This is a genomic window from Desulforamulus ruminis DSM 2154 (assembly GCF_000215085.1).
In the GTDB taxonomy this organism is placed as follows: Bacteria; Bacillota; Desulfotomaculia; order Desulfotomaculales; family Desulfotomaculaceae; genus Desulfotomaculum; species Desulfotomaculum ruminis.
The window spans coordinates 3,723,847-3,739,709 of record NC_015589.1; the positions used below are offsets into that span (position 1 = coordinate 3,723,847).

At 38.8% G+C, this 15,863-nt stretch carries 10 protein-coding genes and 1 pseudogene; 1 reads left to right on the forward strand and 10 read right to left on the reverse strand.

Annotated elements, in window-relative coordinates; translation table 11 throughout:
- Positions 1–334: 334 nt before the first annotated feature.
- The gene (locus DESRU_RS21840; protein WP_420794914.1) at positions 335–439 is read left to right on the forward strand and encodes an IS3 family transposase; all 105 of its coding nucleotides are present in this window, start codon (positions 335–337) and stop codon (positions 437–439) included.
- 402 nt (positions 440–841) lie between these two features.
- Here the strand turns inward: DESRU_RS21840 and DESRU_RS18460 are convergent.
- The 10 genes and pseudogenes from DESRU_RS18460 to DESRU_RS18505 all read right to left on the reverse strand — a co-directional run bounded on the left by DESRU_RS18460 (position 842) and on the right by DESRU_RS18505 (position 15,856).
- A pseudogene (locus tag DESRU_RS18460) lies at positions 842–2,050 on the reverse strand (IS256 family transposase).
- A gap of 96 nt (positions 2,051–2,146) precedes the next feature.
- Positions 2,147–2,929, reverse strand: a complete 783-nt coding sequence (locus tag DESRU_RS18465) for a class I SAM-dependent methyltransferase (RefSeq protein ID WP_013843612.1) — start codon at positions 2,927–2,929, stop codon at positions 2,147–2,149.
- A gap of 3 nt (positions 2,930–2,932) precedes the next feature.
- Positions 2,933–6,973, reverse strand: coding sequence for a glycosyltransferase family 4 protein (locus tag DESRU_RS20050; RefSeq protein WP_013843613.1), 4,041 nt, complete (start codon positions 6,971–6,973; stop codon positions 2,933–2,935).
- Positions 6,970–8,586, reverse strand: a complete 1,617-nt coding sequence (locus DESRU_RS20055; protein ID WP_013843614.1) for a methyltransferase domain-containing protein — start codon at positions 8,584–8,586, stop codon at positions 6,970–6,972. Before DESRU_RS20055 ends, DESRU_RS20050 begins: the two co-directional genes overlap by 4 nt.
- A gap of 29 nt (positions 8,587–8,615) precedes the next feature.
- Positions 8,616–9,833, reverse strand: a complete 1,218-nt coding sequence (locus DESRU_RS18480) for an ABC transporter ATP-binding protein (protein WP_013843615.1) — start codon at positions 9,831–9,833, stop codon at positions 8,616–8,618.
- The gene (locus tag DESRU_RS18485; protein ID WP_013843616.1) at positions 9,833–10,627 is read right to left on the reverse strand and encodes an ABC transporter permease; all 795 of its coding nucleotides are present in this window, start codon (positions 10,625–10,627) and stop codon (positions 9,833–9,835) included. The genes DESRU_RS18480 and DESRU_RS18485 overlap by 1 nt, the downstream gene beginning before the upstream one ends.
- Positions 10,628–10,712: 85 nt before the next feature.
- Entirely contained in the window at positions 10,713–11,885 is a 1,173-nt protein-coding gene (locus DESRU_RS18490; RefSeq protein WP_013843617.1) for a glycosyltransferase family 4 protein, read from the reverse strand.
- Positions 11,886–11,913: 28 nt separating this feature from the next.
- Positions 11,914–13,278: a phosphohexomutase domain-containing protein gene (locus DESRU_RS18495; protein WP_013843618.1), complete on the reverse strand. Its 1,365-nt coding sequence runs from the start codon at positions 13,276–13,278 to the stop codon at positions 11,914–11,916.
- 2 nt (positions 13,279–13,280) lie between these two features.
- A complete protein-coding gene (locus DESRU_RS18500) occupies positions 13,281–14,411 on the reverse strand; it encodes a glycosyltransferase (protein WP_013843619.1) in 1,131 nt (376 codons plus the stop codon).
- 23 nt (positions 14,412–14,434) lie between these two features.
- The gene (locus DESRU_RS18505; protein WP_013843620.1) at positions 14,435–15,856 is read right to left on the reverse strand and encodes a mannose-1-phosphate guanylyltransferase/mannose-6-phosphate isomerase; all 1,422 of its coding nucleotides are present in this window, start codon (positions 15,854–15,856) and stop codon (positions 14,435–14,437) included.
- Between the last annotated feature and the right edge of the window lie 7 nt (positions 15,857–15,863).

A 15,863-nucleotide genomic window follows, 5' to 3' on the forward strand; every position in this document is an offset into this window, starting at 1 on the left:
TCCAACTTGTTAAACCGGAAATTTCAAGCACAATGAAAAGTGGGTTACTGACATTACAGAGGTCCATCTCTATGGACAGAAAATATATTTGTCTCTCATATTAGACCTGTATAACGTGAAATTATCAGTTACGATATTTCTAACCATCCACGGTCTTCACAGGTTATGACGATGTTAAACCGAACTTTTAAAAAGATTCCTAACGATACCCAACTAATATTACATTCAGACCAAGGCTAGCAAGAGCAATACCGCATGGCAGCATACCAAGAAGCTTTAAAAGGAAAAGGAATACGTTATGTCACGCAAGGCAACATGTTTGGATAATGCCGTGATGGAAAACTTCTTTGGACACCTAAAAGCGGAATTGCTATATAACCAGCAATTTGACTCAGCAGAACACTTTGTCCAGGAACTACATATGTATCTGGAATACTAGAATAAAGAAAATGCTTAACTATATGAGTCAATAGAATATAGATTATTGCTTAAAACTGCGTGATCAAATGTGGTAGCCTTTATAAAATTTGTCCCAATTTTGGAAGTCAGTTTAAATGCCAGAAAAAGTGCGTCATTTTAGGTCATAGGTCAAGCTGTGAAATCTAAACTATCCTGACGAGTGGGGAGTGTAAAATACTTGGTGTAAATGGTTTTCTACCTTATAATGCTGGGCAAACTATAAATGGCTCTTACCCAGCGGGAGGATAAGGCGCTACTGGAGAGTAACCCGAGCGCCCGTTGGGGTTCTGCCGGAGATAGCTGTGGGCTCTTATTCCACAGCTCTTTTTTATAGCTATCTCCGGGAGAACTAAGGCGATAAACTCATTAGGTTTCTCTTTATTTAAGCTAACAGAGCCGGCTCTATCCTGTCTCCAAAGTATATCGCCAAATGAGATACACATCTTTTCCATTCTCGGACCGGCATGGTCCACTTTTTAGCTATCCCCACGGTAGCCAGGTAGATAATCTTTCTTAGAGCATCATCTGTTGGGTAAGCAGTTTTGGTCTTCGTTACCTTCCGTAGCTGACGATGATAGCCCTCAATTAAGTTGGTAGTATATATCATTTTTCGCAGTTCATATGGATAAAGTCTGTTGTTAATTCCAGCCAATTATTCTCCCAAGACCTAATGATTGGGTGCCGTTTACCCCATTTCTCTTTAAATTCCTCAAATGCATATTCTGCTTCTTCTAGGGTTAAAGCCTGATAAACGGTTTTCAAATCAGCTAGAACCATCTTTTGTTCCTTGTAAGAAACATATTTCATAGAATTTCGTATCTGGTGAATTACACATAGCTGAATCCTGGTGTTGGGGAAAACAGTATTTATCGCCTCCGAGAAGCCGGATAAGCCATCTTTACAGGCTAAAGGATGTCCTCAACCCCTCTGTTTTTAAGGTCATTACAGACACCGAGCCAGAAGCTGGCGGACTCATGTTCGCCAATCCAGATACCTAATACCTCTTTTTGACCCGCTATATTCACTGCCAAAACACTGTAGGCAGCTTTGTTTACAATACGGTTTTCCTTGCGAACTTTGAATGTATGGCATCAAGAAACACGATGGGGTAAACCTTATCCAAAGGACGCGCCTGCCATTCAGCAACCAATGGCATAATCTTATCGGTAACTTTGCTGACCATGGCTGCCGAAACCTCAATACCGTAGATATCTCTCATGTGGTCTTCAATATCCCTGGTGGACATACCCTTGGCATACATAGCAATAATCTGATTTTCTAACTCATTGGAGGTGGTTTCATACTTTTTAATTATTTGGGGGTCAAATTCTCCGTTACGATCCCTGGGCACTTGAATTTGGGTCTTACCCATCTTTGTTTTAACCGTCTTTTGGTTGTAGCCATTACGACTGTTTCCAGAATTATTGCCTGAAGGATCGTGTTTTGTCATAACCTAGGTGAGATTCCATTTCAGCCTCTAGTATTTCCTGAATGGTATCCTGAAGAGATCTCTCAGCATGTTCTGTACATCATCCATCGTTTTACAATCTTTGGCCAACTCAGACACTAACTTTGTTCTTGGGTCCTGCATAAATAGTCAACTCCTTTTATGTAAGTTATTACCATTTACACGAACTTTATTACGTCCTCGCCGAGTGTAGCAGTGGGAGAGACCAAAATCCTTTAACTAGTTCTTTCGTAAAAGGTAACACATACCTCTAGTCAATAACTCATCGGTTGAATAGCCAATATCTCTTGCTTTTTTAAAATTTTTATGGTTGCAGCTGTTGGGATTAATAGTTCCTTTCCATAAGTTAAAATATTCTAAACTCACATAGCCATTTTTAATAAAATAATCAAATATCTTTTTATGTTCATCTGGTCTTTTACGATTCATTGCAACTTTATATTCATTTACTTGGTCAGGTGTAGCACCACAAGATAGCATTTTATCTTCATAATTATTGTTTACCAAGTGTTCCCATGGCTCACTAACATAATCATAGAAGTGACTTCCCGAGTCTGCGCACCAAATAGGATCAAAACTAATATAAATTAAGCCTTCTCTGACGGTTACTCTTATTATTTCTTCAAGAGCTTTAAAGGTATCTGGAATATGTTCAAAGGTATTAACACTGAAAACAACATCTACAAAATCATTTTTATATATGAGGTTCATAGCATCCGTTTCTACAAAATGTATTTTTTCCATGAAATACTCGTAGTTGTTTCTAATGTGCTTCTCACCTAACAACTTCATAAATTCTCCACCATAAAGGGAGGAATAATTAATAACATCGGAAGCATAAACAGTTTTAAAATGTTTAGACAAAAACCCAGCATGCATTCCCTGTCCGGCACCTAAGTCTAATATAGTCATGTTTTTGCATTTGTCCTGTATTTTTGCAATGTTCCAAAACGCAGCAACTTCTCTTTCATGATGTATAAAATCCTGCTTTTCGTCATACATAAGTTAGCCATCCTCCCTTAACCCAAGTAATAAGTCATTTACTTTATCACTTAGACCCTGCCAAGTATAATCGTTTATTTTTTTTCTTCCATATTCGGCCATCTGATTGGCGATGCTCTTGTTGCTAAGTAAATATCCTATTTTTCGAGCAAGATTATCTTTATTTGCATACATGCCATTAACGTTGTCTTGTACAAGCTCGGTATATGCAGCACAGTTTTCGTTGACTATGACTGCTTTACTACTTGCCCAAGCCTCTAATATGATTATGCCAAAGCTCTCACTACTGCTCATGGTTACTAAAAAAGCACATTCGGACAGAGCAGAGAGAACCACATTCCGAGATTGCATACCTAAATACACTACATTGTTGGAAGTAATAACATAACCATCCTCGTCTTTACCTATCATGACAAGGTTACAGATATACTTGTCCTTATTGATTTCATCTATAGCGTTAATAACACATTTGTAATTCTTTGCTCCTGACTTTCTTCCGAGTACTAAAATAAAAGGTAAGTCGGATTTATATAAGTTCTTGAAATCTTTGTTTGACTTTACGTTATACTCGTGCAGGTGGATAGCTCCGCCGGGGATAACTTTTGAATTTACCCCTATTTTGTCAAAAAACATTTTTTTTGATATATCAGGTGCCGCAAAAACAATATTGGCTGAGTTAAATGCTTCATAGTACATATTCCAATGATAGTACTCGTCCTCCATGTGGTAGTGTGGTAAAAGCGCAAATGGCTTACTATATTTTTTAGCATATTTGCTTGTAAGCACTGAAGTGCTGAATGGAACACCTTGTCCAAGTACTACATCGTACTTTGAAATATTACTGTCAAGCCAATACTCCAGCTGCTCTGAAATAGGCCCACGCGTTTTAAAGAATAACTGGTCTATGGAATTATCTCGGATCCTAGCATTGGCAATTAGAGCACTTATATAATCGTCCAAGTAATATTCCTTGAGAAATTGTTTGTAGTCATAATCTAAGTTTAATTCTTGGTTATCAAGTAAGATTGCGGTTATATTTATACCTAGTTGCCTAGGGTCGCTAGGGTCGATAAATAAACTCTTGAGTTTTAAATTTATAACCGAATTAGGTTTTGCTAAATTAATCCTGATTTCGCCATGCCCATTTATTTGAAATTCCCTATGATGTTCATTGTCAATGAGTACATTTATTTTATTCTTAATCGGGCTATAGAATTTGAGGGTTGCTGTTTTTGCTTGTTTTACAAACAATAGTACATTATCACTTGTCCAGATAGAATAACCGTTGCCATATTTTTCAGGGTAATTAAAGCCACCCATAAGCAAACTTCTATCATACTTTTGGACAAATTTCTGAGAAATTTCAATACTATCCAAATACCACGATTTATAAATGACTCTGCTGTTTTCAAGCATTTCATTGTCTTTTAAAATATCCGTTGAAAACTTGAATACTCCTGTATTCTTTAGATCGTCAGAAAAGGCTACCGAATTGTCAAAGGTCAGCTCAGCACCGAAATGGTATTTGTTATAGATTTCTTTTACATCAAAGGTACATATGTCAATATCGAAATTTCCTGAAGCATCCAAACCTTTAAGCAAATTCATTAAATATACCTCTGCACCGCCTAAGGTTGGCTCTGTGAAGCGATAGGTCACAATGAGAAGTTTCTTCCTGTTTGACTTTAATATTTCAGCCTCGATTATATCTTTAAATTTATAAGCAAGGCTCTGCCAATTGATTTCTTTACAGGTGTATTTATAAGCATTTTCAGTAATAGTTCTTTGCAATTCTTTGTCATCATATAGACTTCTGATTGCTGTGGCAAAGTCTTGCGGCTCTGCTATGATCACTTTTTTTTTATGCTCAATATTGTAACCCCTTGTTCCAAAGGCCGTGGATACAACCGGAATTTTTTTTGCAAAGGCATCGGCAATTTTGAGGTTAGAACCCGCTCCGCTGAAAACAGGGTTGAGAAAAATATCCGAAACACTTATTAACGCATCTTTATGACTTTCCTTTAATCTGCCAAACAGTATGACATTGTCTGGTATCCGCAAATGGCTTACCGCATCACAAACAGAGCCTATAATGCAAAAGTAAAAATCAGGCATCTTTGAGCTTAGTTCATTGATAATGAACTGAGCTGATTCGACATTAGGCATATGTCCACTGCCGAGAAAGGTGGCTACAGGGTAGCCCGAAAACGTTTTTCTAATTTCATTAAAGTTTATATTCAGATACTCTTTATCTTTTATTTCAACTCCGTTTCTTATTGTAAATACCTTCTTATTTGGATATCTTTGTTTAAATATTTCCCTTTCTTCATCTGCAACTGTAATGATTATCTTGCTTTTTTCGCATGCAAGTATTTCAGTTTCCTTGACCTTTTCCATAAGAAAATTAAAATCAGGGTGATCCTTCAAAATTTTGTTTTTTAGTTTTGTCTCATAGTTATAGCTTTCATATATAATGGGCATAGTGTTAATATCTTCAACCAGCCTTGCCATATAAGGGTGAGAAAGTATGATAAGGTTGCTAAATTTATACAGATTATCGAAAATACCAACAAGCAGCTCATTTCTTGTACACATATACGATGCTACAATATCATTTGAACTCACATAATATTTACTGTTCAATCGCCTTTGCTCATTCATATGTTCTGATGTTTTGGGAACAGATATTTGCCAAAAATTTTGTGTTATATTTGTTACAGTTGTTTTTTCTGTTTCATTTAAACACAGCAAAATAACATTATATTTATTCGATAAGTATCGATAAATATAATGCATGCGTATTTCACCACCAGCTGAAGGATTGGCGGCTTCAAAATCGTTTAATACGATAATTGTTTTTCGTATATTTAATGGTGTTATTTTTTCAATGACAGAGTTAACATGGGAGGCTATGGTCGCCCATGAAAAGTGTTCCTCCACATATTTCTTACCGTTCTCAGAAATATTTTTCAGCAACTCTTTATCACTTAATAAGTGTCTTATTTTTTTGTTGAAGTTTTCTGTATCTGCCAGCACAAAATGAGTGTTGTTTTCTATTTCTATACCTCGTACCCCTACAGAAGTAGAAATCATAGGAATTCCGCTGGCTAAAAATTCAAGAGTCTTTAGGTTTGTTCCGGCACCGGAAAACATAGGATTTATAGCGATATCAACGCTTTCAAAGAGTTTTTTTTTGTCTTCATCCAAAACCCTCCCAAGGAGTTTTATGTTACTATTTTGTGGTCTGTCTGCTAAAGGAGTACAGCAACTGCCTGCAATATAGAAATCAATGTCTTTGTTGGCATCTGCAAGGTTATTAATAATAAAATCAACAGCCTCTATATTTGGAGGATGTCCACTGCCGATAAAAAAAGCTCTTTTGGGATTGTTGTTAACATTTGAAGCTCGGTTTAATTCGTTTGTATTTATGCCATTTGGGGCAATGAAGACCTTCCGCTCTTCTATGTCAAAATCATTAATAAAAGCAGCCTTTTCTTCTTCACTGGTAGCAAAAACTATATTTGCTTTTTGGCACAGTTTTTTTTCCAGTGCGGCAATATATTTCACATACTTTGGAGCGTTTTCTCCCTTCCACATTTGTTCTACAAGCTTGGTTTCATAGTTATAACTGTTATAAACTCTGGGTTTGCCATCAAGGCCCCAAAACACGTCGTAATTGAGCATATACGGAGACTCATGGATTATGATATCGGCATCTTTGTACAACTTGTGATAATATTCATGATATTTGTTTGGATAATCAGCACTTATGGCACATGATAAGGCGGATACCTCTGAGCAAATTTTCTCTTTCATCAACTCCATATATATTTGGTTATAAATTGGCTCTTTAGGTATCCTATATTCACGAAACGTATCGCTATGCGTAACACATTCGTGCTTGTGGTCAGAATAGGTAGGCGACAGTAATGTAATATCATGATATTTACTTAGGTGATGATACATGTTGTAATATCTAAGTTCGCCACCGCTTGCAGGCGGGAAAAACGCCGGAAAAAAGTTTAATACCAATATCTTTCTCATAAACGATACCCCACTACCGCATAGTCTTGCTCCATATTGTATCTCCACACCACTTCGTCTACATATTCTTGGGCAATGTAATGTGGCTCTTTCTTTTTACCTGTTCTGATAATTTCGACACCACCAAAGCCATAATAATCAAACAAAAATTTTATGGAATCCGGCGGCAAGGGCTTGTTGTGTGTGAAATCCGTATAGAAGGTGGTGCCAACATAGATGCTTTCAGGATTTGGTGTTTCAAACAAAAACATACCACCAGGCTTTAGACATCTTTTCACCTCTATTGCAAGCTGATGAAGTGTCTCTGTGCCTAAGTGTTCAATAATCTGGAAGCCTGTAACGGCATCAATACTCTCGTCCTCGCAGCCTTTTAAATATTCAATTGCATCGTCAAGGGTAACATTCAGACCATTGTTTATGCACTTCTTAATCATCTCTTTATTCAAATCCACACCGATGGCTGTGTAGCCGTTGTCTTTTAACAATTTCAACCATTCGCCACGACCACAACCTATATCAACAATTAAATGCCGGGACGCCTTGTTTATAAAATCAAGTCTTGGTAGATAAAAGGTTTGCCTTTGCTTAATATCTTCAATAGTACCTCTATATTTATTTTCAAATGCAAGATAATAAGCATCTAAATCTTGCCCTTTTATAGCAGTCATATCAGTATGGTCGGATCTTGTTTTAGTTCTATTGATAAGTTCTTGCATTTTTGTTTGAATTCTATCAATATCCTCCACGTAATGGTTTTGCTTGTTTTCAGCTTCTGACCTAAGCTCTTCGAGCTCGGAGTTAATTTCAGTTGACAGCTTATTTAATCTATAATCAGCTTCGGTAGAAAGCTTGCATAATCCGGTCTTTGTTCTCATTTCTAAATTAGATAAGTTCTCTTTTATATCGATATTTAATAAATCTATTTTATTGTTTAATATCTCAGCGTTGCTAAGCATTTCGGTACGATATGTATCCAATTGAAGCCTTAGGGCGCATTGTTCTTGGCGCAAATAATAAAATTGTCTTGAAATATGACTTATTTCCTTGGGTAATCTAAGCATATGCATTATTGCCTTAGCTATATGCCCAAACACTGGAGTTTTATATACATAATGCGCAACTTGTGCTTTGAGTTTTTTTAATTTAAAGTTAATAACATAAAAGTTTCTTGTTTTTGCTTCTTCGGATTGAATAATAGAGTTTATAATAAGAACCTTTGATAGTTTGCGTGTTATCAAGCTGTTTAAATAATAGTTGAAGCCCTCCTCTTCAGGGATTCGATTCAAAATGGTTTCATAGCAACGGATAACAAATTCGCTTTCGTTGTATTTCAAAAGTTCGTTAGCATCAATACAGGTTGCATCGCTGTAAAGATATTTCTGCGGTATTCTACTCTTTACAGTGCGCATTATAGGATACAGCCATCTATACAGAAATCTGTTTTTAATAATTATATTTTTCGTTTTCTTACCAATCTTCAAAAGTGGTGCTTCAACATCTTGTTTAAGTTCAATAATATTGTTGTCAATTGAAACACCGTCTTTTTCGCCAAATTGATGATAGATTGCATTTAAAACTCGATCTTTATTTAGTTTAGGAACATTACTATTCATTATTCCTCCTGCTTTAAATCAAGTAATTACTATAGTATACTTACTTCCGTATCCAGGCGACATACACCTGTAAAAAACTCTTCCTTACCGCGTATCATCTGAAAAGTCGCTGCATGATCCCACCAGTCATAATTGCCCTGCAGATGGCTGTATTCCGCATGGGCTGCAACTGTCAGACTGTAATGCCCAGGCCCTAAATTTAATTTCACAGAAAATACCACTCTTCTTTTTTCTCCAGCTCTACACATACCTATATTCAGGCCAAGATGGTAGGTATTAGTTCCAAATATATGATTAGCAAGTCTGTCTTTCAACAAAATCCCGATTGTAGGGTTAAGTACATTTTGCTGAGCTTCAAATTCCACCACAATTTGAACTATCTCGCCTACTTGTACGGCGGTTGCATCTTTACCATTTAGCAATAATTTAACATTACTAATTGTTACTAATTCATTGCCGGAGCGGGTGACAACTCCTTTGCTGTCCCCTCTGCTCTGCTTTATTTTATATTCAGTGCTAGCTTTAGCTATTACGGCATTATAGTAATCCAGTATCTCTTCCGGAGTTCCTTCTCGAACTAGTCGGCCCTTATCCAGCAAAATTGCCCTGTCGCATAAGCTTTTTACCGCTGATGGGTCGTGGGAAACAAAGAGTAAAGTTGTTCCTTCTTCTTTAAATTTGCGGATACGGTCAAAGCATTTATGCTGAAAGTAGGCATCGCCGACCGATAAAGCCTCGTCCACAATTAAAACCTCCGGGCGTACGACCGTCGCCACCGCAAAGGCCAGCCTAACCAGCATGCCGCTTGAATATGTTCTAGTCGGCTGGTCGATGTAGTCCCCTATTTCAGCAAAGGCCCCAATTTCTGGCATTAATCTAGTAATCTCTTGATTGTCTATGCCAAGTATCTGTCCGGAGGTATAGGCATTTTGCCTGCCGGTAAAATCAGGGTGAAAGCCCATGCCCAGCTCCAAGAGCGCCGATACTCTGCCCCGGACATGATACTCACCCTGGGTTGGCTGCGTTGTTCCTGTCATAATCTTAAGCAGGGTACTTTTACCGGCCCCGTTTTGGCCGATTATGCCTACTGCTTCGCCTGGGCTAATAGAAAAATTAATATCCCTTAAGACCCATAGTTCTTCATGAGACTTATATTTATTCCTGGTTAGCCACTCCAGCATCCTTTTCCAGCGGACAGGATATCTTTTATACTTTTTTCCTAAATCCTTTGCCTCAATTATCTTCATTAAAGTTCATCAACCATTTCTTTATCTAATTTAGTAAAAGTCAAATAGCCTAATACCAGAAATAGGAAGGCAAGTCCTATTGCCGGCAGCATTGCCCCCCAATCGGGCCAGGAATTATTCAAGAAAATTTCTTGATAACTCCTAACTATCGGAAAAAGGGGATTAAAGTATAATAGTGATACAAATTTTTCAGGGATTACTTTGAAAGGGTAAACAATTGGCGTAAGCCAAAACCAAAATTGCAGTATTATCCCCATGGCCTGCCCAACATCTCTAAAGAAAACATTTAGAGTGCCAAGAAATATACCTAAACCCACCGCCAAGGATATTTGGATAATTACCAGCGGAAAAAGCGCAATAATAGATAGTCCAGGCAATCTATCCGTTACCAATAGGAAGATTAAGAAAAGCATAAAAATAATTAAGAAGTTTATACCTCCAGATAAAAACACATATACCGGGAGGCTTGAGCGCGGAAAACTTGCTTTTTTTAACAATCCACCCTGTTCAATAAATATATTTATTGACCGTAAGAGAACCTCGGAAAAAAACTGCCAGGTAATAATCCCGGAACAAATGTAAATGCTGTAGGCCAAAGTATCATCCAAGCCCGGCAGCTTGGCTCTCATTACCTGAGAAAATATCAGTGTGTAGACAAGTATCTGTGCTAGAGGGTTCAGTATAGACCAAATTGCTCCCAATACGGAGTTCATGTACCTGCCCTGGAAATCCCTAACTACTAATCCGCATATAAACTGTCTATAATTCCATAATGCCTTAAAAATAGTAAACAACCCTTCCTGTTTGAAGCTAACCTGTCTTCCGCCACGATTTGTGAGAAAAACAACAAGTAATCTACAATATGTTGAACATTCAAGATTACTGTCTTATTGCCCTATCATATACCGCTATTGTTTTTTCAATACAGGCATCCCAAGTCATTTCTAAAGCATGTCTAAGACCCTCTTCCACTGCTCTTGATCGCCATCCTTCATCTTGCAATGCCAACGACAAGCCTTCTCTTAGAGCTATCTCATCTTCCGGTTCAATAAGCAAAGAAGCCCCGCCTGCTACTTCTGGCATAGAGGATCTATTGGAAGTCAATACCGGGACACCACTTGCCATGGCTTCCGCAATAGGTAACCCAAAGCCTTCATAAAGTGATGGATAAGCAAAAAGCCTGCAACCGGCATAGAGTAGAGGCAATAAACCTTGAGGAATATAGCCTAAGTATTTTAGCCATCCCTCTTGTGCAGCCCGTATAATTTCTTGATGAATTTCTTGGCTATTCCAACCTCGCTCACCCACCAGAACAAGAGGCCACTGGCAACGAATCTGCGCCGGAAGCTCACGATAGGCAGAAATTAAACGCATAATATTTTTTCGAGGCTCAATTGTTGCCACACAAAGGCTGTAGCTGCCGGGCTTCAGGCCAAACTGTCCTAAAGGAACTTGCAGATTAGCAAAGGTTCGTGGTCTAAAAACACTATCCACACCTAAATGTATTGCTGCTACTCGATCCTCAGGCAACCCAAAATAAGTTAATACTTCTTTGCGAATTGCCTGAGAATCAGTAATTATTTGGCTCGCATTTTTTAGTGACCGTATAATAGATTTGTTAATCCTTGCTGCTCTTTGTGGTAAATGCCACTTGGGATTTACAATAGTGGAGAGATCATGTATAGTAACCACAGTAGGAATATCTAATTTGGGCACCAAATAGTTCGGCCCATGAAAAAGATCGGTCTCTTTGGAATTTACACGAGCCTTTACCAAAAACGGATAGAGTAAATCATACACATTGCCAACCGCCTTACTCCGTACCAGTTGCTGGTAAAAAACACCTTCCTTCTGCTTTTTCCCATTTCCACCCTTGCCTTTTGACGTCCCACAACCTAATACTTCTTTTGAGTTTTTCCAACGACCTTGTGACAAATAACGGATAGAATGTACGGAAGGATGCTCTAATAATCGTGAAGCTAACTCCCATGTATACCTGCCGATTCCCGTAAGCGGTTGCTTAATTGCTTCCGTGGCCAATACTACTCTCATTGCTTAATATACCTTCTTTTAACTGAGTTTACATGCTATCAACAATACTCAATAATTCTTGTATTTTCTTTTCCAGTAATTCTTTGTCTGCCCTGGCCTCTACATTGAGGCGTAGAAGTGGTTCGGTATTGGACATACGTAAGTTGAAACGCCACAGGTCGTGCTCCACACTTAAACCATCGGTTCGGTCAATTTTACCACCTTGGGAGAATTGTTGTTCTATAATCTCCATAACGGTAGATGGATTCAGAACCCGGCGATTGATTTCTCCGCTGCAGGGGAATTTATTCATTCGTTCGTTTATTAACTCTGATAGTTTCTTGCCATCCCGACACATAGCCTCCAGGATGAGCAGCCAGGGAATCATGCCGCTATCGCAATACGCAAAGTCTCTGAAATAGTGATGGGCTGACATTTCGCCACCGTAAACTGCATCCTCCAGACGCATGCGTTCCTTAATAAAGGCATGCCCTGTCTTACTTTGTACAGCAATACCGCCTGCTTCCTGGACCATCTCTATGGTATTCCAAGTTAGGCGAGGGTCATGTATTATTTTAGCCCCAGGAAAACGTCTTAAAAAGGCTTGGGCTAAGAAGCCCACAATATAGTATCCTTCGATGAATCTACCCTGTTCATCAAATAGAAAACAGCGGTCAAAATCACCATCCCAGGCAATACCTACATCTGCTCCAGTTTCTCTTACTGCTTTGGCAGTTGATTCCCTGTTTTCGGGTAGTAATGGGTTAGGAATACCGTTAGGAAAACTGCCGTCAGGGCTATAATTTACCTGAATGAACCCAAATGGCAAGTGTGATGCCAAGGCATCTAAGATTGGCCCGGCACAGCCGTTCCCTGGATTGACTACTACCTTTAGCTTCTTGAGAATGGTTAGATCCACGAAGGATAGTAATTTATTAATGTAATCCGGCAAACAATCATGCTGTTTATATTGCCCTGGTTTACCTAGTTTGTTTTCGGCAAAGCTGCCTGTAATTGCTTTTTCTTCTAATTCACGCAGGCCACTGTCGCCACTGATGGGTCTTGACCCTTGACGAACCAGTTTCATGCCATTGTAGTTCATGGGGTTATGACTGGCGGTTACCATAATACCCCCATCTAATCCATAGTGATCCGTCGCAAAATAAATCTGCTCGGTGCCACACAACCCAATATCCAGAACGTTGCACCCCTCATCCATAAGACCCTTTGTCAGCGCCTCTGCCAACATAGTGCTGGATTGGCGTACATCCCTGCCAATGGCTACTTGGGATGCTTTAAATAATTGGGCATAGGCAAGTCCAATGCGATAGGCTATTTCGGAGTTTAACTCCTCTGGGACACGTCCCCTAATATCATAAGCTTTAAACGCTTTCCGCGAAGACTCCATTGACATATTTATACTGCCCCTTTCGACAGCGCAGAGTTGGAATCACTTTTGTATTCCAAATATTTTTTTGTAACAAATTCAAGAATTTTTGATTCAAATCTTTCTTCTTCAAAGTTTTTGGTGTGAGCTGTAATTATTTCTGGTCTAAAATTAGTTTCTGATTGTAGAAACCGTTCCACTGTTTTTATTAGAGAATCTGCAGACTGCTCCTCAAAAAAGATGCCCGTTATTCCCTCAACCACTGTCTCCAGGGCGCCACCTCTCCCAAAGGCAATAACCGGGCGGCCGCAGGCCTGAGCTTCCAGAGGCATAATGCCGAAGTCTTCTTCTCCCGGAAAAACAAAAGCCCGACATCGCTGATACAAACTACGCAATTCATCATCCGGCACTTTTCCTAAGAATTTTATCGTAGAACCTGCCAGCTTTTTCAGATTTTTGTATTCTGCTCCATCACCGGCCACCCATAGGGGCAGTTTGAGCTGTGAAAAGGCTTGCACTGCCAGGTCTATTCTTTTGTAACCCACAAGTCTGCCTGCACATAAAAAATAGTTTCTTTCATTGCCTGCTGGATGGTAAAACTTTGTATCCACCGGAGGGTGAATAACGTGGCAATCCCTCCGATAATGTTTCTGTATTCTTCGGGCAACGTTTTGAGAATTGGCAATAAAATAATCTACCCGGTCTGCAGTCAGTCGATCCCATTGTCTGATATGATTCATCTGCCAGGCAACATAGGATCGAAGCAGCAACCCCTTTTTTTCGGTATATTCATGATAAAAATCCCAAGCGTAGCGCATGGGGGTATTGCAGTAAGAAATATGACAGGTACCGACTCTTGTAATGATTCCTTTCGCACAAGAGGTAGAAGAACTCAGCACCAAGTCATATTCCGATAAGTCAAACTGCTCTACTGCTAAAGGCATAAATTGTAGGAACCACTGATGCTTTTTTTTGGCAAAGGGTACCTTTTGCAGGAAAGATGTCCTTATATCCATTGCTTTGAAACTTTCGGGTAAGTGTGTCTGGTCATAAAGAACGGTATAAATTGGCGCCTCGGGAAATAACCGATGGAAAATTTCAATTAACCGTTCTGCCCCTCCAAAATTTGTCAACCAATCATGCACCAGTGCAACCTTCATTTATGGTTCTCCTAAAATTAGTGTTAATTATCTATGCGGCCATAAATATCGTCAAATCTTACAATATCATCCTCTTCAAGATAAGTTCCGGTCTGTACTTCAATAATTTCTAAAGGTATTTTCCCCGGGTTTTCCAGGCAGTGCTTGGTGGATTTTGGAACAAAAACACTTTCGCTCTCATGAACCATTATTTCTTGCTCTCCAATAGTTACTTTGGCTGTGCCCGCAATGACCACCCAGTGTTCGCTTCGATGATAATGCATCTGCAGGCTTAATCTTTCTCCAGGTAGGACCATTATTCTTTTAACTTTAAAACCGCTTCCTTCGGTTAAGATGGTATAGGAACCCCAAGGCCGATAAGTTGTCGTGTGTTCACTTACTTCTTTACGTTGATTATTCTTTAAAAATCCCACCAAGTCTTTTATTTTTTGAGATTCGCCTTTTTTAGCAACGACAATTGCATCATTTGTTTCTACAATAATGGTTTCATCTAAACCTACGGCTGCAACCAATCGATCGCTAGCAACTAACATGGAATTTCTGCAGTCAACCGTTACACAATCGCCGGTTAATGCATTTCCCTCATTATCTTTTTCAAGAATTTCATATAATGCATCCCAAGAACCAACATCGCTCCATTTTAGCTGCAATGGAATGACCGCAACCAAATGAGAACGCTCCGCTAATGCATAATCAATGGATATGTTAGGCATCTGATCAAAATGCTTTAATGCGGGAGCATAGCCTTGTTGAATAAGATGATAAATATCCGGACAATAAACTTCCAACTCTTTAAAAAAAGTACCAATTGTAAAAGCAAACATACCTGAATTCCAGTAATACTCTCCTGATGCAAAATATTCTTCTGCTTTTTCCTTAGTAGGTTTCTCTACAAATTTTTCTACTTCAAAGGCAGAAAAGCATTTAATTTCACCATGTTTAATTTTAATATTTTCTTTATATGCTTTTATATAACCATAGCCTGTTTCTGGCTTATCTGGAACAACACCAAAAGTCGTGAAGTACCCTTTAGAAGAAAGCGCTATTGCTTCAGCAGTGGCTGAAACCATTGCCTCGCCCGGTTTAATAATATGATCTGAGGGCGTTACCAAAATACATTGAGATTCTCCGGCATTTAACACTTCTTTGCAATATTGAACAGCTAAAGCAATTGCAGGAGCCGTGTTACGGGAAGTAGGTTCTAAAATTACGTGCACACCTTTAAACCCATATGCTTTTAGCTCGCTCAGCACATGATGTTTATATTCTTTATTAGTAACAATAATCATGTTTTCAGGTTTAATCTTTTTTTCAAATCGCTTCAACGTTTCGATTAGTAATGATCTTTCTGTGGCTAGTTTCAAAAATTGTTTTGGATAACTGGTTCTGGATACGGGAAATAAACGGGTTCCTCCTCCTCCAGCCAGGACTATTAATTTCACCATCCATCAA